This window comes from Sphingomonas sp. FG14, assembly GCF_057809675.1.
This window is the reverse complement of the sequence record NZ_JBMDKK010000016.1, coordinates 80,187-99,086: the sequence shown is the minus strand read 5'-3', so window position 1 is coordinate 99,086 and position 18,900 is coordinate 80,187. Positions and strand designations below refer to the sequence as shown.

The 18,900-nt window shown below is 66.3% G+C and carries 13 protein-coding genes; 8 read left to right on the top strand and 5 right to left on the bottom strand.

What is annotated here, in order from left to right; all coding sequences use genetic code 11:
- Positions 1-251: 251 nt before the first annotated feature.
- The 4 genes from ACODTA_RS25300 to ACODTA_RS25285 all read left to right on the top strand — a co-directional run bounded on the left by ACODTA_RS25300 (position 252) and on the right by ACODTA_RS25285 (position 7,272).
- Positions 252-839, top strand: coding sequence for an RNA polymerase sigma factor (locus ACODTA_RS25300; protein ID WP_489069898.1), 588 nt, complete (start codon positions 252-254; stop codon positions 837-839).
- The gene (locus tag ACODTA_RS25295; RefSeq protein WP_489069896.1) at positions 808-1,830 is read left to right on the top strand and encodes a FecR family protein; all 1,023 of its coding nucleotides are present in this window, start codon (positions 808-810) and stop codon (positions 1,828-1,830) included. Before ACODTA_RS25300 ends, ACODTA_RS25295 begins: the two co-directional genes overlap by 32 nt.
- A gap of 92 nt (positions 1,831-1,922) precedes the next feature.
- The gene (locus ACODTA_RS25290) at positions 1,923-4,505 is read left to right on the top strand and encodes a TonB-dependent receptor domain-containing protein (RefSeq protein ID WP_489069894.1); all 2,583 of its coding nucleotides are present in this window, start codon (positions 1,923-1,925) and stop codon (positions 4,503-4,505) included.
- A gap of 46 nt (positions 4,506-4,551) precedes the next feature.
- Complete coding sequence (locus ACODTA_RS25285; RefSeq protein WP_489069892.1) at positions 4,552-7,272, top strand: alpha/beta hydrolase family protein; 2,721 nt, start codon at positions 4,552-4,554, stop codon at positions 7,270-7,272.
- A 27-nt stretch (positions 7,273-7,299) separates the two neighbouring features.
- Here the strand turns inward: ACODTA_RS25285 and ACODTA_RS25280 are convergent, their stop codons facing one another.
- The 5 genes from ACODTA_RS25280 to ACODTA_RS25260 form a co-directional block, all read right to left on the bottom strand.
- The gene (locus tag ACODTA_RS25280; protein WP_489069890.1) at positions 7,300-8,121 is read right to left on the bottom strand and encodes an acid phosphatase; all 822 of its coding nucleotides are present in this window, start codon (positions 8,119-8,121) and stop codon (positions 7,300-7,302) included.
- Between the two features lie 45 nt (positions 8,122-8,166).
- Positions 8,167-9,183, bottom strand: coding sequence for a sugar kinase (locus ACODTA_RS25275; RefSeq protein WP_489069888.1), 1,017 nt, complete (start codon positions 9,181-9,183; stop codon positions 8,167-8,169).
- On the bottom strand, positions 9,183-10,736 hold the full coding sequence (locus ACODTA_RS25270; RefSeq protein WP_489069886.1) for an alkaline phosphatase D family protein: 1,554 nt from the start codon (positions 10,734-10,736) through the stop codon (positions 9,183-9,185). The genes ACODTA_RS25275 and ACODTA_RS25270 overlap by 1 nt, the downstream gene beginning before the upstream one ends.
- Positions 10,737-10,758: 22 nt before the next feature.
- Positions 10,759-12,210: an alkaline phosphatase family protein gene (locus tag ACODTA_RS25265; RefSeq protein WP_489069884.1), complete on the bottom strand. Its 1,452-nt coding sequence runs from the start codon at positions 12,208-12,210 to the stop codon at positions 10,759-10,761.
- An 83-nt stretch (positions 12,211-12,293) separates the two neighbouring features.
- Positions 12,294-15,452, bottom strand: coding sequence for a TonB-dependent receptor (locus ACODTA_RS25260; RefSeq protein ID WP_489069882.1), 3,159 nt, complete (start codon positions 15,450-15,452; stop codon positions 12,294-12,296).
- Here ACODTA_RS25260 and ACODTA_RS25255 point away from each other — a divergent pair.
- From ACODTA_RS25255 to ACODTA_RS25240, 4 genes are read left to right on the top strand one after another with little or no spacing between them, the layout of a single operon-like run.
- Positions 15,436-15,921, top strand: coding sequence for a hypothetical protein (locus ACODTA_RS25255; RefSeq protein WP_489069880.1), 486 nt, complete (start codon positions 15,436-15,438; stop codon positions 15,919-15,921). The two genes, ACODTA_RS25260 and ACODTA_RS25255, sit on opposite strands and share 17 nt — an antisense overlap.
- Positions 15,915-17,117: a mandelate racemase/muconate lactonizing enzyme family protein gene (locus ACODTA_RS25250; RefSeq protein ID WP_489069878.1), complete on the top strand. Its 1,203-nt coding sequence runs from the start codon at positions 15,915-15,917 to the stop codon at positions 17,115-17,117. Before ACODTA_RS25255 ends, ACODTA_RS25250 begins: the two co-directional genes overlap by 7 nt.
- Before the next feature lie 37 nt (positions 17,118-17,154).
- Positions 17,155-17,580, top strand: a complete 426-nt coding sequence (locus tag ACODTA_RS25245) for a GlcG/HbpS family heme-binding protein (protein ID WP_489069876.1) — start codon at positions 17,155-17,157, stop codon at positions 17,578-17,580.
- A 23-nt stretch (positions 17,581-17,603) separates the two neighbouring features.
- Complete coding sequence (locus ACODTA_RS25240) at positions 17,604-18,890, top strand: MFS transporter (protein ID WP_489069874.1); 1,287 nt, start codon at positions 17,604-17,606, stop codon at positions 18,888-18,890.
- Positions 18,891-18,900 lie beyond the last annotated feature (10 nt).

The following is an 18,900-nucleotide window of genomic DNA, read 5'->3' as shown; positions in this document are numbered from 1 at the left end:
TCTCACGGAGACTGAATCAGGACGCCCGCGCTACTTCAAGCCTGAGTTTTTCAACGGAATACACCCAAATCCAGTCATTCCGCCCTTCTGCCGAAAGCGGCCGTTTATGAGTTCACGGTCTAGAACGGATCATGCTCCAGCGCTGGGCATGGAAGCATTGCCGATACCGAATTGTCTGGAAATTCGCATCCGCTCAACGGAAACTCCGCGCTCGTGCATCGTCCCACTGAATCAGGAGCGACGCGAGTGATGTGAGCAGCGACAGGCAGGCACGGATCATGGCTTGGGTGGGGAGCGAGATCCTTCCCCACGAGGCGGACGTGCGCGCCTGGCTCCGCCGCACGCTCGATCCGGACGACCTGGAGGATGCGATCCAGGAAACCTACGCCCAGATCGCCGGGCTCGCCGATATCGCGCATATCCGCTGCGGCCGCGCCTATTTCTTCGCCGCCGCGCGCACATCGGTGCTGATGCGGCTGCGGCGCGCGCGCATCGTGCGGATCGAAACCGCGACCGAGATCGACAGCCTGACGATATCGGAGGACGCCCCCTCCGCGGAGCGCGTCGCGGCCGGCCGGCGCGAACTGGCGCGCGTGCGGCGGTTGATCGCCGGCCTGCCCGATCGCTGCCGCCGCGTCTTCGAACTGCGCAAGATCGAGGGGCTGTCGCAGCGCGAGGTGGCGGCCCGGATGGGGCTGGCCGAACATATCGTCGAGAACGACGTGGGCAAGGGACTGAAACTGATCCTGAAGGCGCTGGCCGAGGGCGAGGCGCAGGCGGAACAGGCTTTGACGAAGATGGGAAGAGATGGACGAGCGCGAAACAGCACAGGCGATTGAGGCGCGTGCCGCCGAATGGGTCGCCCGCCTGGACGGCGCGGACGATCCCGCCGATCGCGACCGGCTGGACGCCTGGCTGGCGGGCGATATCCGCCGGCGCGGCGCCTTTTTCCGCGCCCAGGCCGCCTATGCCATGCTCGATCGCGCCAGCGTGCTGCGCGGCGGCCAGATCGAGGGCGGCATGCCCGCCCCCGATGACGACGATGCCGGGGATGCCGGGGATGCCACCGTCGAAGTCGACGCCACCGCGCATGGAAGCTTCACGCGCCGCCGCTTGTTCTGGGGCGGCGGTGCCGTCGCGGCCGGGCTCGCCACCCTGGGCATCGGCTGGATGTTCAGGGAGGGCGGGCAACAGCATATCGAAACCGCGATCGGGGAAATCCGGCGCGTGCCGCTGGAAGACGGGTCGCTCGCCGCCGTCAACACGCGGACCAGGCTCGCCGTCTCGCTGAAACCCGAATTGCGCCGCATCGTCCTCGACAGCGGCGAAGCCTGGTTCCAGGTCGCCAAGGATCACACCCGCCCCTTCGTGGTGGAGGCGGGGGAGGTGCGCGTGCGCGCGGTCGGCACCGCCTTTTCGGTGCGGCGCACCGATGCGGGGGCGGAAGTGCGCGTGACGGAGGGCGTGGTGGAGGTGTGGCGCGCGGGCGACGAGGGCAATGCCCGGCGCGTCTCCGCCGGCTCCGCCGCCATGGTCGATATCGCAGCCCAGGCCCCGCCGATGGTCGCCGCGCGCGACGATATCGATCGTGTGCTGTCGTGGCGCACGGGCCAGCTCATCCTGGATGGAGACAGCGTCGCGGAGGCGGCGGCCGAGTTCAACCGCTACAACCGCGTGCAATTGCAGGTGAACGACGATGCGCTGGGCCGCGAGAAGATGATCGGGCGTTTCCGCACGAACGAGCCCGACGCCTTCGCCCGCGCCGTCGCCGGCCTGATGGGCGCGCGCGTCGAAACCGCGCCCAATCTGATCCTGCTGTCACGCGACTGAAATAAATTTTGCGGCCCCGAACGGAAGCCCGCGATGAAGGCATCGTTCCCACTGAAATCCGAACGCATTCGGATCCGGCAAGGGGGGAATATATGAGATATCCTGGGTATCGCGGCACGCTCGCCGCATCGGTCGCCATCTGCGCGGTCGCGGCGGCGACGCCCGCCATCGCGCAGACGCGCAGCTTCAACGTGCCCGCGCAATCCGCCGCCACCGCCATTCCCGAACTGGCGCGCCAGGCCGATGTCCAGATCCTGATCAGCGAAAGCGCGGCGCGCGACAAGCGCACCAATGCGGTGAAGGGCAAGCTCACCGCCGATCAGGCGGTGCGCCGGCTGATCGCGGGCACCGGGCTGCGCATCGCCTCCAGCGACGGGCGCACCTATACGCTGGCCAATGCCGCAGGCTCAGGGCCGACACAGGCGACGCCGGGAAACGACGGCCAGGCCGCCGCCCGTGAGGACGACGCGGCGGATGGCCAGCAGATCGCCGAGATCGTCGTCACCGGCACCAACATCCGGGGCAGCGCGCCCGCCGGTTCCCCGCTGATCCGCTATGACGCGGAAGAGATGCGCCGCACCGGCGCCGGATCGGTCGATGATTTCCTGCGCAAGGTTCCGCAGAATTTCAGCGTGCTCGATACCAGCACCTATATCGGCGGCATCGCCAGCGGATCGATGGCGGCGGCCAATTTCACGCGCGGCGCCGCGGTCAGCCTGCGCGGGCTTGGCCCCGAAGGCACATTGGCGCTGATCAACGGCCAGCGGCTGGCGCCCGCCGGGCTGCAAAGCGCCTATGCCGACATCTCGGTGATCCCGATGACCGCGATCGAGCGCGTCGAGATACTCGGTGACGGCGCCTCCGCCATCTATGGATCGGACGCCATCGGCGGCGTCGTCAACTTCATCCTGCAGCAAAGGCTCAACGGCGGCATCACGTCGCTGCGCTACGGCACCAGCACGCGCGGCGGCGGCGAGGAGATCCGCGTGTCCCAGGCGGTGGGCGTCACCGACGATCGCGGCCGCGTGATGATCGCCTATGAATTCTTCGATCAGAACCGGATCGACGCGAGCGAGCGCGGTTTCGTCACGCAACGCCCAGGCCGACGCGTCGATCTGACGCCCGATCGCCAGCGCCACAGCGTGCTCGTCTCGTCCGCCTATCATCTGACGCCGAGCACCGAAGTCTCGTTCGACGGGCTGTATTCGCGGCGCACCTATCACCAGGTCTATTATTCGCAGTCGCTGCCCGAACAGGTGGACGATAGCGGCCAGGCGGCGACGACGCAGGCGAGCCTGGGCGTCGCGCAGGAACTGGGCGACTGGCGCGCGCGGCTGAACGGCACCTATTCCGGATCCACCGTCCGCCGCGTGACGGTGCAGCCCAGCTTCACCACGCCCAGCAACGGCTTCATCCGCTACAAATATCTCGATTTCGCGGTCGACGGCCCGCTCGTCGTCCTGCCCGGCGGCCCGCTGCTGCTCTCCGTCGGCGCATCCTATCGCAAGGAGGAATATCGCCCGACGGACGGCCGGACGGTGGGCATGACGCTGGCCCGCAACGTCGAAAGCGCCTTCGCCGAATTGCGCGTTCCCGTGATCGGGCCGGAGAATGGATTGCCCTTCGCCAAATCGATCAACCTGTCCGCGGCGCTGCGCCACGATCGCTACAGCGGCATCGGCAACACCACCAATCCGAAGGTCGGGGTCGAATGGAACGTCAATGATTGGCTGCGGCTGCGCGGCAGCTACGCCAGGTCCTTCCGCGCACCGTTGCTGTTCAATCTGGCGCCGGCGCTGCAATCCGCCTTCACCTATGATTTCCCCAATCCGGCGTCGCCCACCGGCCTCACCAACACGCTGGTCGATTCATCCTCCTACAATCCCGATCTCAGGCCGGAACGCTCGCGCTCCTTCACGCTCGGGTTCGACGTGCAGCCGACGGGGCGTTACGGGCCCCGCCTGTCGGTCACCTATTTCGACGTCGATTTCCGCGATCGCATCACCACGCCCCCGCTCAGGGGATCGATCTTCCTGGTCTACAGCCAGCTCGATTCGCTCAGGTCCTTCATGAATTTCTCGCCCAGCCAGGCCGATCTCGCATCCTATTTCGCGAGCCCCTATTTCGTCGATCTCGCCGGGCGCGGCCCCGGCGACGTCAAGGCGATCCTCGATTTCCGCCCGCAAAACCTGAAATCGCAGGTTTCGCGCGGCCTCGATATCGAAGGCAGCTATGCCGTCCCGCTGGGCCGGGGCACGCTCACCGCCGATGCCAATATCAATTACATGATCGATCTGAAGGTGCAGGCCACGCCGGACCTGGCGGTCGCCAACCTGCTCGATCAGGTCAGCGGACCGCTCAGCTTCCGCGCGCGCGGCGGGCTCACCTGGGCGAACGACGATGTCGTCGCCTCGCTCAAGCTCAACCATGCGCGCGGCTATCGCAACATCCTCATCACGCCCAACGAGCATATCGACGCCTATACCACCGCCGATCTGCATCTCTCGTGGAAAATCGCCGAAACCACGGTGGCGCTGGACATAGACAATCTGTTCGACGTGAAGCCGCCCGTCGTCCACACCAACATTCCCGGCGCCTATAATCTGGGCTTCGATGCGGTGAATGCATCGGCGCGCGGGCGCTATGTCGCGCTCGGCCTCACCCATCGCTGGTAAGCGGCAGGCCCCTTCCCTCCCCAGCCCCCTCACAAGAGGTGATCCCATGAAAACCGTCCGTCGGCGCCTTGCCGGCCCGTCCCGCCGCGCCCTTGCGCATCCCCTGATCCACTCCATCATGGTCGCCGCGCTGGCGGCAGCCCCGGCGGGAGCAAAACCCGCCGCAACACCGGCGAGAGAAGCACAGGGCGCCGAAAAGCCCATGGTTACGCTGCGCGACATCTTCGCGATGCAAGGCATCGGAAACCTGATCACGGGGGGTGACGGCAGCTTCGCCTATGCCCGCCAGCGCCCGGCGGAAGCCGGCGGGGATTTCGGCGGCGGACGGCTGTTCAGCATCGAAACGGGCGGAGACCTGATCCTCGTCGAGCGATCGGCCGGGGGCTACGCCACCCGCGTCGTCGCCCCCGCGACGCCGGAAACGACGTTCCTGCCCGTCGCCTTTTCGCCGGGCGGGCAGCGGCTGCTGCTGATCCGGATGGCGCGGGCGGGCACCCAGGTCGGCGTCTATGATCGCGCCAGCGGATCGCTGCGCTTCTTCGATGCCGCGCCCAGCCTCACCTTCGATCCCACCCGGCGGCTGGCGGGGCTGGAACAGAACAACCTGGTCTGGATCGATCGGGATCGCTTCGCCTATGCCGCGCTGCCGCCTGGCGAACAGCCATCCTACTCCAATCTGCGCTGGGACAATCAGGCGCGCTTGACCGCCGGCCGCGAAGCGAGCTGGGCTGGCCGCGAACCCTCGTTCCGGCTGATGGTGTCGGGTGGCGAGCCCGCGCCCCGGCCGGGCGCGCTGATCCTGGCCGACGCCGCGCGCGGCACCAGCCATGAACTCGGCCAGGGCCTGTTCTCCGATCTGGAGCGCTCGCCCGACGGGCGGTTCCTCGCCGCCAACCTTCTCCACGATTTCACGCCGCCGCCCGGGGACCAGCAGCTCAATTCGCTCTACGACGCCAGCCGCTCGTCGCGGCTCAGCCTGTTCGATCTGCAGGCGGGGGCCCCGCTTCCGCTTGCGCCCCATCGCGCCGTCCGCGGCACGATCTCCTGGTCGCGAACCGGGCAGCTCGCTTTCCTCGAACCCGATCCCGACAGCCGCGATCGCGCCGTCACGCTCAACGTGGTCGATCCCGCCACGCTTCGGGTCACGCCCCGCTCGCTGAAGGGACTGGCGGTCGCGTCGGCGCGGCAATGGGGCGGGTTTCAACTGCCGCTGCGCCCGCTGTGGCTGGAGGACAGCCTGGTCGTCATCGCCCGCCCGTCGGATCGGGAAACCATGGGCTATTTCAAACCCGTCCAGATCGGCGGGCGCGGCGAGGGCGAGACCGGGGCGGCCAAGGCGCCCATGCCTTTCCTGATCGCGGCGACGGGCGATCCGGTGCCGCTGACGGCCGATCTCGGCGATCCGGCCACCACGCTCCGCATCGTCGGGGATCGCCTGTTGACCGTCAGCGGCGGCGCATTGCGCAGCTATGACGCGCAGGGCCGCACGCAGACGATCGCGACGCTGCCCGCCTCGGCCGGCTTCGTCGAAACCGGCGCCGATCGCGCGGGCGTGTCGCCGGAGGCGCTGGTCTCGCTGACGAAGCCAGACGGGACGCCCCAGTTCGCGCGGATCGATCTGGCCAGCGGCCGGCTGGGCAGGCGCATCACCGTGCCCAAGGGAGAACAGGCGCTGGCCGCGAGCGCCGCCGCCATCGTGACGCGGAAGGACAGCGCGGCCGGCTCCAGCGTCACCGTGCGCGGCTTCGACGGGCGCGAGAGCCGCATCGAAACGCTCAACACCTTCCTCGCCGGCAGGACGATCCCGCGCTGGCGGCCGCTATCCTATCGTTCGTCGCAGGACGGGCGCGAGATGACGGGCTGCATGGTGCTGCCGTCCGATTATCAGCCGGGGCGCCGCTATCCGCTGATCGTCGAAGTCTATCCGGGGGTGCGCAACAGCGGTTGCGCCAATCCCGATGTCGATCCGGAGCCCTTTTCCGCATCGGCGATCGCCGCGATGAAGGGCGAATTGCTCGCGGCGCGCGGCTATATCGTGCTGAAGGCGAGCATGCCCGGCGATCTTCATCGCAGCGACGCGGGGCCGATCGACCTGATCGATGTCGCCGCCAAGGACGCCGCCGATGCCGCGATCGCACGGGGTTTCGCCGATCCGAAGCGCATCGGCCTGAACGGCATGAGCCAGGGCGCGATCTGCGCGCTGTGGATCGCCACCAAACAGCCGATGTTCCGCGCCGTCCTCGCCACCTATGGCTGGGTCGACAATTGGACGCACTATTTCGAAAACGGCATCTCGCGCATGTTCAACGCCGATTTCCCGCCCGCCGGCAGCGCCGAACGCTTCGAAATCCCCTTCGGCGATTTCGGCCTGGGCAAATCGCCCTTCGACGATCCGCTGCGCTATATCCGGACGAGCCCGCTGGTCCACACGCCCAGGATCACCGCCCCCATCATGCTGATGAACGGAGAGATGGACGCGTTCGACAAGGCGCAGTTCGATGCGATGTTCATGGCGCTGTTCCGCCTGAACAAGCGCGCCGACTACATCACCTATTGGGGCGAGGGCCATTCTCCCTCCAGTCCCGCCAATCTCCGTCACATGTGGGCATCCACCCTCGCCTTCTACGATCGAGCCCTCTCAGTCGCCCGCGACGATCAGGGACGCATCGTCTGGGATGGAGATGTCGCGAAAACGGCCGCAACGGGCGGGACGAAGGACACCGACTGGTTCATGCGGCATGACGGCGTCGGCACCATCAGGCCATAGACTCGTGGATATGACGTCGTTCCCTGATCAGCGGGCGCCTCGATCCAGTGCCGGCATCACGCGCTGTTGCAGCAGTGCGGCTTCAATCGCGCAATGTTGAGCGGGCGGCGCGCTGCGGCGAAGTGCTGCAAGTTCGGCTCGGGCGGCCGCGAGATCATTCTGATAGGCGGGTTTCGTCGCCACGAGCGCCATTGTCGAGGACGCCGACAACATGCCCGCTTCGACCGCGCTTTCATTGTGAGCGCCACAGACGAACCGGCTGTCGCCATAGGCGCGCCCGCGTTCGAGAATGCGCTGGGCCCGATCCGGTGCGATCGACGACAATATGAGCGCCCAGGTCCAGCCCCAGGTGGTATGGCCGGAGGGATAGTCATAGCTCATCCGCGCCGCCTTTTTATCATAGAGTTCGGATCGCGGCTGGCAGATCGCGCCCTTGTCGATCGTGAACGGGCGGCCACGCCTGTAGCTTTCCTTGGCGATCCTGGTCTGGCCCGACGTATCGACGCCGGCCCGGCGCACCACCGCCACAAGCGCCGGCGCATTTTCCGCTGTCAGTTCGACGCCGACCGCGCAACTGAAGTCACGCAGCAACGCCGGCACGCCGGTATCGGCATCGCGTGTCGCCAGGTCCCAGCGTGGAGATCCCTCCAGGCGCCTTGTCGCCCGGAATATCCTGCGATCCGAGTCGTATCGCGGATCGCCCCGCCGCGGGGCCGGTTCGATCACCGATGTCACGTCGAATTCGCCCGGCGTGAGATAGCCGCCATGGCCCGTGTCCGAAGCGGAACCCGCCGCGCCAATCGTCGTCAACATCGCGGCGACGGCCCAGGCAAGCTTGCGGTCGATCATCAGCTCTTTCCTCTTCGCGGGCCTTGCCGGGCCGCATGGCCCGCCTCAACGGCGGATGTCGGTGACGCCATCCAGAAACTGGTCGACGTCGCGCTGCGAGAAGAGCGAAGCGTCGCCGGGGATCGAGTGCTTGAGCGCCGCGAGCGCGAGCCCGGTCCGGGCCACTTCGTCAAGAGGAAGGCCCGAGCGAAGCGCATGAAGGATCCCGGCGGCGAACGCGTCGCCAGTTCCGATGCGATCGACGATGCCGGTTATGGCCACCTCGTCGGTCTGGACTTGCCGCTCGCGCGTATCGATCCGGGCCGAGAGCCGATTGCGGCCGGCATCTTCGGCATGGCGCGCGGTGGAAGCGATCAGTTGCAGGCGAGAAAAATGTCCGAACGCTGCTTCGGCCGCCTCGCGACGGCGCTCCGGCCCCTCGCCGCCGAACGGCTGGCCGAGCAGCAGCGCGATGTCGCGATGATTGCCGAACAGCATATCGGCGCTGCCGACGAGTTCCGTGAGGATCGCGCGCGCATCGCCGTTCCACGCCTCCCACAGCCGGGCGCGGTAATTGCCGTCAAAGGATAGCGCCACGCCCAGCCGGTTCGCCGCCCTCGCCGCCGCGACGGCGGCTTCGGCGCCTTGAGGGCCAAGGGCGGCGGTGATGCCCGACAGGTGCAGCCGATCCGCGCCGACGAGAAGGGCATCCCAATCCCATGCCGAGGCGGGTGCGGTGGCGAAGCTGGAATGCGCGCGGTCGTAAAGAATATCGGTTGCCCGGGGCCCCGCGCCGAGCGCTGCGAAATAGAGCCCCATGCGTCCTTCGCGCCGCTGGACCTGGCCGACATCGATCCCCGCGCCGCGCAGATGCGCGACGGCCGCCTCTCCGAGCGCGTTCGCCGGCACCGCGCTGACGAAGCGCGTCGCATGCCCCAACCGGGCGAGCTGGGTGGCGACATTGGCTTCGGCGCCGCCGATCCAGACGTCAAATGCCGGCGTCTGGAGCAGCAAAGCCCGGCCCGGCGGCGACATCCGCAGCATCACTTCGCCGAAGGTCACGAAAATGCCGCCCACGGCCATCAGAGCCTTGCGACACCGGCCCGATCGGGGCGGGTGATGAAACCGGCCAGGGTGTTGATCGCGCCGCCCGGTGTGAACGCCTGATCCACCACCCTTACGCTGGTGCGCCAGGCATCGGCGCCGATGTCGCACAGCAGATAGCCGCGCTGATCATGGATCATCGACATATGTGGATTGCTCGCGGCACGCGGATCGGGACCGATCGGAAGGCCGTTGCCGCTGTTCGAGCTGATCGAGGTCGCATGGAGTTCGGTGGCGACGGGCGCGCTCTCCAGATCCCCCCGCCGCGACGGCAGATGCCCGATGAAGAACATATGGCTGTCGCCGCCGGCGATGACGACATTGGTGAGCCTGCGATCCTGGATCATGGTCACCAGCCGCTCCCGCGCATCGGGATAGCCGGTCCAGTTGTCATAGCCATTGGTGGGAACCGGCTGGAGCGACCTGTCGAAAGGCATGACCAGGCCACCCAGTGCGAGCAAGTTCCAGGTCGCCCCGCCCGTAAGCCCGTCGCCAAGCCAGCGCTCCTGCGCCTCGCCGAGCATCGTATCCGGCCCGTCGCGCTTGTCGACGCAATTGCCGTCGCCCGGCTTCTCGCACAGCCGGATGCTGCGATAGCTGCGCTTGTCGAGGATATTGACGCGCATCAGCCGGCCGAAATCGAGCCGCCGATATGCGCGCGGCGCGCCGCTGTGCGGGAACTGCCCCGCCCGGACCGGCATATGCTCATACCAGGCCTGCATCGCGGCGGCGCGGCGGAGCAGGAAAATCTCGGGCGGCGTGCTGCCTTCGTCCAGATCGCCCGACCAGTTATTCTCCACTTCATGATCGTCGAACGACGACAGGAATGCCGCAGCCGCATGCGCGGCCCGCAGATCGGGATCGGCCTTGTAGAGCGCGTAACGGAGCCGATAATCGTCGAGGCTGTAGATCTCGTCACCCAGATGACGGCGGACGATCGGCACTTTCCCGGCCGCGAGCGCTCCGGCGGCCCGGCCTTCATAGATGTAATCGCCATAATGATAGACGAAATCCAGGTCGGCCTCCTGGCTGATATGGCGCCAGGCGGTGTAGAGGCCGCGCTCGTAATGCTGGCATCCCGCGACCGCGACGCGCAGCCGGTCGACCGCCGCGCCCGCCGCCGGCGCGGTCCGCACGGTGCCGGTATCGCTTCGGATTCCATCGACCACGAAGCGATACCAGTAGCGCCGATGGCTGGGCAGCCCCGCGACCTCGACATGGACCGAATGCGCCAGTTCGGGCCGGGCAAGCGCGGTGCCGGCGCGCACGATCGTCCGAAACCCCTCGTCCCCGGCGATTTCCCAGCCCACCTGGACGGCCTCGGCGGGCATGCCGCCATGCGGCTCGAGCGGCCTGGGCGCAAGACGTGTCCAGATCACGAAGCCGTCGGGCGCGGGATCCCCTGAGGCGACCCCCAACGAAAACGGATCGTCAAGGAATTTCGGCTTGGCCAGCGCCGGCGCGGCGGCGAGCAGCGCGGCCTGTCCCCCGGCGAGTATGAGGGTGCGACGGTTGAGCAGGGTTTCCATCATGGCGCTGTGGCAGCTTTCCTTGTCACGAATGTTTCACCCGTTTCCGTTCGCCCTTTTCCTGCACCGGAACCTGCTGGTTGGAACCCGGAATGGGCGGATCGGGCAATCTTGCCACCGACTGTTGCGCGAGCGCCAGCATGTCGGCCGTGCCGGGCAGGTTCGGAATCCGCCGGGTCGGTTCCCCGAACCGGAATGCCGAGGTCAGATCGCCGAAGGTCCGGCGCCGCCATTCGCTGATATTGGGCTCGCGCACGCCAGTATGCCGTTCGAGAAGCTGCAATATCGATGTGTGATCGAACGGCTCGCTGCACACCCAGCCACCGACCGTCCAGGGCGAGACGATGATGCAGGGCACGCGGAAGCCCGCGCCGATCGGAACGCCGTCCACGAACTCCTGCGGCGTGCCGGGCGGCGGCACGGGCGGCGGCACATGATCGAACAGCCCGTCATTCTCGTCATAATTCAGGATGAACGCGGTCTTCGCCCAGACGTCGGGGTTCGCGGCAAGCTCGTTGAGCCTGCGCGCGATGAAATCCGCGCCTGTCGCGGGCATGTTGCGCGGATGCTCGTTCGCCTCGGCGGAGGGATATATCCAGGACACGGCAGGCAGCCTGTCGTTCAGGACATCCTGCGCGAACCGGTCCTCGTCAGTATCGGGCATCCCGCGCATCGCCAGCGATGACCCCGCCGCGGCATCCTGGAACCGCGCGAAATATTTGAACATATTATGGTGCCGCTTGCCCGCCGCACCATATTGATAAATGCGCCAATCGACGCCGGCGGCCTCCAGCCGCTCGGGATAGCTGGTCCAGCGAAAGCCGCCCGGCGGCATCCTGTTGCGCGTCGCCGGCCCGCCGCCGGTCGCTTCGGGATCGATCATCCCCGTCAGATAATAGAGGCGATTGGGCCAGGTCGGCCCCATCACCGAACAATGATAGGCGTCGCAGACGGTGAACGCTTCCGCCAGCGCATAGTGGAACGGGATGTCCTCCCGCTTGAAATAGCCCATGGTATAGGGGCCGTGCGCCCCGTCCGCCGCGCGATGAGCGGGCAGCCACTGGTCCATCGCGCCACCGTTCCATGCCTGGTGCTGGACATCCCATTCATGGCTGGTCGAAGGCAGCCTCTGCGCATTGGTCGAGAAACTGTCGAGATGGAAGGGCAGCAGATAGCCGCTGGGGTTCTGCGCATCGGGCTGATGGAATACCGTCCGGCCGTTCGGCAGGATGAGCGGATCGGCGTCGCCGAAACCGCGCACGCCGGAGAGCGTGCCGAAATAATGGTCGAACGACCGATTCTCCTGCATCAGCAGGACGATATGCTTGATGTCGCCGATCCTGCCCGATCGTTTCGGGGCCTGGGCCATCAGCTTCTGCACATTGGGGGGCATCAGCGTCGCCGCCGCCGTGAGCGAGGCAAGGCGGACCGCGTCGGTCAGGAGACGGCGGCGGGTGAAACGAGATGGATCCGGCATGACAACCCCGCGATGGGCGGAACGTTGCGGACGGCCCGCTTCGGCCGCCCGCGATGATCAACATGGGCCCACGGCCCCCCTCCCTAGAAGCGCGCCCGGATGCCCCAGGTGCCGGTGCGCCCGTTCTGGACATAGATGGCGCTATGCGTGCCCAGGCCGGTCGCGGCCGTCGACGGATAGGCGCTTCCCGGCGTCACGACATTATAGGGCTGCCCGAGCACGTTATTGACGGTGAAATAGGTCTCGAGATTCCTGGTGAGCTTGAGCCGTCCGGAGATGGTGAGATCGGTGCGCGCCTGGAACCAGGTCGGCGTATCCGAACGATATTTGTCGTCGTTCCACAGCAGATTGGCGAAGAGGCGCACCGGGCCCTTTTCATAGATGATGCCGAGCGAGCCGATATTGTTGCCGACGCGCGGGATCTTCCGGTTCGGCTCGTTATGCATGAAGGCGCCGCGCACGGAGAGGCCGTCGAACGGCTCGGGCAGCCATGTGAAGCTGTGCTGGAGCGCCGCCTCGATGCCCTTGATCGTCGTGATGCTCTGCTGCGTGAAGGTCGAGAAGCTGTAGCCGGCAAAGGCCGGATCCGAGGCATAGGCCGCGAGCGCGGGGATCGATGCCGCTTCGCTCGCCGAATATTCCTTCACGACCGCCAGGCCGTCGATGCGATTATAATAGAGACCGACGTTGAGCATGCCGACGCCGCGCAGATAGCGCGAGAGGCGGATCGAGAAATTGTCGGAGATCGCGGGTGTCAGGCCGGGATTGGGCACGACGAGAAGCGGCCCGCCGACCGAGCTTCCGGTCAGGTTCTCGGTGGGCGAGGTGCCGGTCGCATCGACGCCCGGCCGCAGGATCGTGCGGCTGTAGCCGGCCTGCAGATCGTTGCTCTCGCCGAATGTGAGCTTGAGCGAGGCGCTGGGGAACAGCGTGAAATAGCGCCCCTTCACATTGGCGGGGCCGCCGGAGAATTGATAGTCGACGCACGGGATGGTGGTCGCGACCCCGGTCGACGCCGTCACCGCGCAATTGGCGGTGGCGCCGGCGGGCCGGTGCGCGCGCACGTCCGCCAGCGGCAGCGACTGGTAGACGAGCGCGTTGTTCTCGGTCCATTCGCCGCGCAGCCCGGCCCTCACCTGGAAATTCGGGGTGAGCGAGGCCGTCACCATGCCGTAGAATGCCTTGATGGTCTCATCGACATCGGTCTTGCGGTACTTTGATGTGGCATATTGGGCCGCCGTCGTCGAACTCACCCATTCCCCCGGATTCTGCCGGTACATCTCCAGCAGCCTGGCAAGGTCGATCGACGGAATATAGGTCGAGCCCGAGAGCGACTTGATGACGAAGTTGCTCTTGTTGGTGATGCCGCTGGTATAGGGATTGACCGCTTGCGCCAGGAACTGGGCGTTGGTCAGCGCGCCGTTATAGGTATAGCCGTAAAGCGCGTCGTTGCCGAACTCATAGCTGATGTCGGTGATCTTGAAGCCCGCCTTGAAGCTGACCGGCACCGCGCCGAATTCGGTGTCGTAGCGCGCGTTGAGCGCGCCCGATCGTGCCGAGAGCTTCGCATAGCTGCCCGTCGTCAGCGTGATCGCCGGCCTGCCGGTGAAGCTGTAGGACGCCGGATCGGACCAGTTGGGCCCACTGAGCTGGGTGATCGTCCAGTCCGCCAGGTTGAGATCCGCGCTGTCCTTCACGAACTGCGAATTGCCCGTTGAGGTGATCGTCGGCCCGGACGTGACCTGACCGGCGCTGGGCGAGTCGTAATAGGAATGGCTGTCCGAATAGGCGGCATAGCCATCGACGCTCCAGTTCCCCGCGCTCCAGTCGAAATTGGCGGCGAGGACGTTGCCCTTGTTGTATTTATACTGGTCGCTGGATGCCGAGCTGATCGACTGGACCGTGCCGGGCAGATTGGACTGGAAAGCGGAGAGCGCGTCCTGCGCGTTCGCCGGCTGACCGTTGAGGTTGCGCAGTCCATAGGTGCCGGTGGCGGTATCGGCGGTGACGGTCGTCACCTGATTGTGCAACTGGATGTTGCCGCGATAGCCCATGCCCAGAAGCGAGACGTTCAGCGTGTCGGTGGCCTTGAAATCCAGCACCAGCGAGGCGGTGCGGCGGATGGTCCGGCGCGCGCCCGTCTGTCCCTGCATCCGGTAGAATTCCATCGGATAGGGCGCATTGGCCGACTGGGTATATTGCCGGTCCAGCGTGATCTGCTCGCGCTCGATATACTGGTCGTTATAGCCGAGCGAGAACATCACGCCGAGGCGCCGGTTGAAGAAGCTGTTCGAATAGAACAGCGATGCGTTGGGCAGCAGGCGCTTGTTGCCCCAGCCGCCGGTATCGGGGCCGATATTCTTGTACTTGTCCCACATATTCTCGTGGGTGAACCCTTCGACCGAGACCACGAACAACGGCTTCTTGCGGTCGTAGGAACGCTTGGTGCGCAGATCGATGATGCCCGCGGGCGCATCCGCATTCTGGTCCGCGCCCGTCGTCTTGTACGTCGTGACCGCGTCGATCGCGGACATCGAGATGGTCTCGTAGTTGAAGATTCGCGCGGCGGCGGCGGCGCTCGAATAGCCGGTGGCGGTCGCGGCGTTGGCCGAGACGATATCCATGCCGTTCAACTGCGTGCGCGTGAATTCCGCCGGCAGACCGCGCAGATAGGCATAGACCGAGGTGCCGTTGGACCCGTCGACGTCCACGCCGGGCATATATTTCATGAACTCCGCCGGATTGCCGCCTGCGATATCGCCATAGGCCTCGGTATTGAGCATGTCGGCGATCTGCACCTCCTGGCGCTGCGACATCAGCTCGACCGCATTGGCGTCGCGCACGCCGCTGACCACGATATCGCCGCTGCTCGCCGCCTGCCCGTCGCGCCCGGCGCGCTGCAGATCCAGATCGAGCGTCGCGATCTCGCCGGGACGGATGACGACATCCTGGGCCTGGGAGACATAGCCGACGAAGCTGACGGTGATCCGGGCCGTACCGGTCGGGAGATTGGGAATGCGATAGGCGCCGGCTTCACCCGTGGCGACCGTGCGCTTCTGCCCGTCCGCCGTCTCCACCTCGATCAGGGCATCGCGCAGATAGGCCTCGGTCGCCGGATCGAAGATCTGGCCGGACAGCGTGCCCCGCCCGCCCTGCTGATCGCCGGAGGACTCGCCGGCGGCCGGCGACGACGCGTCCTGCGCATGGGCCGGCAGCGCGGCAGCGGTGAACATCGAGATCATCGATGTCGCGACAAGCAGCTTCACCTTCATTCGCATTGCAGCCTCCCCTGAATCGATTTTGGTATCGTTAATGGACATTGCCATACACCCCGTTATCCGTCAAATCCCTATAACATGCTGTTATCTTGCATTATTTTTTTACAGTTTCGTGACGGATGGCCAGATTGACGATTCCAACGTGCAGATTTACGATAACGCTAATGTTCCTCAAGGGGTTAGCCTGTCCCGATGCGCGGCGCACATCTTGCCCAAGGGGCTTTCACAAAATCGCTCGTTGACATCCTCACCAGTCATCGTCATCAGTCCACATTATGGACTATGGTCCACAAATAAGATTGGGAGGCTTCGTATGTCAAACGGATTTTGTCGAACCAACGCCGCGCAGGCCCCTCACCCAGGGCCGGGCCTGGCCGTACACGGCGGCGAACATGGCGGATTCCTGACGGGCGCGGTGGCGGCGGGATGCTGAAAATCGCTTCGATCGCCGCAATCGAGATGCGCTATCCCTTCTCCAGGCTCTATGGCGAAGGCCGCGTCCCGCAGGAGCTGCTTTCGCCAGCCGCGCATTTCCAGCGGATCAAGCGCACGGGCCAGACCGCGACGCTGATCGTCGTGACCGATCAGGACGGCGCCAAGGGCTTCGGCGAATGTTTCGGCCTGCCGAGTCCCGGCCCAAGCCGCGCCATCATGGAAGACGTCATCGCCCCCGCGCTTGCCGGTGCGGAGATCGCCTCGCCCGAGGAGGCGATGCAGGAATTCTACCGATTCTTCCTTGCCCTGGGGAACAGCCGCGGGCCCGCCATGGAAGCGCTGGCCGGGCTGGACATCGCGCTGTGGGACCTGCTGTCGAAACGCGCGGGAAAGCCGCTGGCCGAGATGCTCGGCGGCACGGTCGCGCCGGTCCGCGTCTATGCCAGCCCCGTCCCCTTCCTCGCCAGCCCGGACGACAGCGCGGCGAAAGCCCTGGCGTTTCTCGAGCAGGGCTACACCGCCGTGAAGCTGAAGATCGGCCGGGGCGTCGAAACCGACGTGCAACATGTGCGCGCGATACGCGAGGCGATGCCCGCCGGTACGCCGCTCATGCTCGATGCCAATTGCGGCTATGAACGCGATGAGGCGCTTGCCCTGCTTGACGGACTGGCCCCCTATGACATCGCCTGGCTGGAGGAGCCGGTGGAGCCGGAGGATTTCGAAACGCTGAGGATGATCTGCGAGCGCGCGCCCTTCCCGATCGGCGGCGGCGAGAACGACTTCACGCTTTCCGCCTTCGAGCGGCTGGTCGATCTCGGCGTGACCTATCTGCAGCCCAATGTGACGCGCGCGCTCGGCGTGACCGGCATGCGCCGGCTGGACGCGCTGGCGCGACGCACGGGCGTCGAAGTCGCGTTGCACGGTGTGGGAACCAGCATCGGCGTGTCCGCCGCGCTGCACTGCTGCGCGGGACTGGAGGGGCTGACGCTGTTCGAGCGCAATCATCTCGTCAATCCGATGCGCGACGATGTCGACATCGCGTTGACGGTCGATGGCGACGGCACCATCCTGCCGCCGCCCGGCCATGGGCATGGCGGGGCGCCCGGCCCGGCCGCCGCGCAGCGGATCCACGACCCCGCCGTCCAGCGCGCGCTGGCTCCGTCGTCGCATGTCGATATGGAGCTGGCGCAATGATCGCCGTCCAATCCTGCCCGCCTGGACGGCCCGGTTCATGAGGGCCGTCTCCATGCTGGACGCGGCCGATGCGACACGGCTTCTGGACGCCGCCATCGCCGCCGCCATGTCGCTCGGCGTGCCGCAGAATATCGCGGTGGTCGATGCCGCCGGCGCGCTGCTCGCGTTCCACCGCATGGACGGGGCCAAACCCTTCACCTGCGATTTCGCGATCGCGAAGGCACGAACGGCGGCGGGCCTGCACACCGCCACCGAGGCGCTCGCCGAGATCGCCTTGCCGGGGCAGCGCGGCTTTGGCCTGAACAGCCTGCGCGGCGGCGATGTCGCCATTCTGGGCGGCGGCGTGCCCGTCGTCGTGAATGGCGCCGTGGTCGGCGCGATCGGCGTCAGTTCCGGGACGGTGCACCAGGACGCGGAGATCGCGAACCGTGCCGTCCGGGATTTCGCGGTCCGGGAAGCCTAGCCTCAACCGATGGGATCCACTTGATGACACACGCCGCACGCTCAAGCCCCGACGACGCGCCGACCAGGAAGCTGCCCTTGAAGGTCTGGCTCGTCCTCGGGCTTCTGATGAGCCTGGTCGTGCTCAACTATTTCGACCGGCAGACGCTCTCCATCCTCAAGCCGGTGGTCAAGGCCGAGCTGGATTTCGACGACACGGCCTATGCGCTGCTCACCTTCACCTTCATGCTGCCCTATATCGTGATGTATGTGGTGAGCGGCCGGCTCATCGAGCGGTTCGGCACGCGGATCTGCATGACCGTCTTCGCGATCGGCTGGTCGATCGCGAACATCGCATCGGGCATGTCGCACAGCTTCAGCCACCTCGCCGCATCGCGCGCCTTGCTGGGCGCCACGGAGCCGGGCGTCTTCCCGATCATGCAGCGGGCCATCCTCAACTGGGTTCCCGTCGAACGCCGCACGCTCGCGATCAGCATCGTCACGCCCGCCGGCAATATCGGCGCGGTCCTGGCGCCGCCGCTTGTGGCGTTGATGGCGACAGGCATCGGCTGGCGCGCCGCCTTCGTGATTCCGGGGCTGGTCGGCATCGCCATCGCGATCATGTGGTGGTTCACCGACACCAGGCATGCGCCACGCGCCGAACCCGAACCGGAGGCGCGCCCTGCCGATGCCGCCGGCGACGATTCGGTGTCGGCCACGGCACTTCTCAGGGATCGCCGCTACTGGGCGATCATCGCGGTCCGGATGATCAGCGATCCTGTCTGGTACTTCTACCTCTTCTGGATTCCGGGTTATCTTCAGGAACGCGTCGGCCTGTCATTGTCCGAGCTCGGCCTTGTCGGCGGCCTGCCCTATATCGTCGCCATCGTCAGCTGCATGATACTGGGCCGCACCGTCGACGGGCTCGCCACGCGCGGACATGATCCGATCCGCATCCAGCTTCGCGTGTTCGCGATCACCGCCGCGCTCATGCCGCTCGGCGCGCTGATCACCATGACCTCCAGCCCCGCGATCGCGCTGCTGATCATCACGGTCGTCATCACCGTCTGCCAGGCCTGGTTCGTCGGCTTCAACGTGCTCCTTGCCGGCCTGTTTCCGGTCAAGGTCAATGCCTCCGCCGTCGGGATGCTCGGCGCGGTCGGCGCCAGCACCTCGCTGCTCCTCAACCTGCTCGCCGGGCTCATCCTCGCACAGTTCGACTATGCCGGGCTGCTTGCCGGACTGGCGATCCTGCACCCGATCTCGGCGGTCATCCTGATCATGGTGATCGGGCGGTCGCGAGCAAAACCCACCGCGCGCGACATCGCGTGACACCACATCG

Bases quoted from the DNA above. Each gene is read 5' to 3' on its own strand.
- ACODTA_RS25290 (WP_489069894.1), top strand. From the start codon at position 1,923: ATGAGATATCCTGGGTATCGCGGCACGCTCGCCGCATCGGTCGCCATC.
- ACODTA_RS25265 (WP_489069884.1), bottom strand. From the start codon at position 12,210: ATGCCGGATCCATCTCGTTTCACCCGCCGCCGTCTCCTGACCGACGCG.
- ACODTA_RS25270 (WP_489069886.1), bottom strand. From the start codon at position 10,736: ATGATGGAAACCCTGCTCAACCGTCGCACCCTCATACTCGCCGGGGGA.
- ACODTA_RS25245 (WP_489069876.1), top strand. From the start codon at position 17,155: ATGAGGGCCGTCTCCATGCTGGACGCGGCCGATGCGACACGGCTTCTG.
- ACODTA_RS25240 (WP_489069874.1), top strand. From the start codon at position 17,604: ATGACACACGCCGCACGCTCAAGCCCCGACGACGCGCCGACCAGGAAG.
- ACODTA_RS25295 (WP_489069896.1), top strand. From the start codon at position 808: ATGGACGAGCGCGAAACAGCACAGGCGATTGAGGCGCGTGCCGCCGAA.
- ACODTA_RS25250 (WP_489069878.1), top strand. From the start codon at position 15,915: ATGCTGAAAATCGCTTCGATCGCCGCAATCGAGATGCGCTATCCCTTC.
- ACODTA_RS25280 (WP_489069890.1), bottom strand. From the start codon at position 8,121: ATGATCGACCGCAAGCTTGCCTGGGCCGTCGCCGCGATGTTGACGACG.
- ACODTA_RS25285 (WP_489069892.1), top strand. From the start codon at position 4,552: ATGAAAACCGTCCGTCGGCGCCTTGCCGGCCCGTCCCGCCGCGCCCTT.
- ACODTA_RS25275 (WP_489069888.1), bottom strand. From the start codon at position 9,183: ATGGCCGTGGGCGGCATTTTCGTGACCTTCGGCGAAGTGATGCTGCGG.
- ACODTA_RS25260 (WP_489069882.1), bottom strand. From the start codon at position 15,452: ATGATCTCGATGTTCACCGCTGCCGCGCTGCCGGCCCATGCGCAGGAC.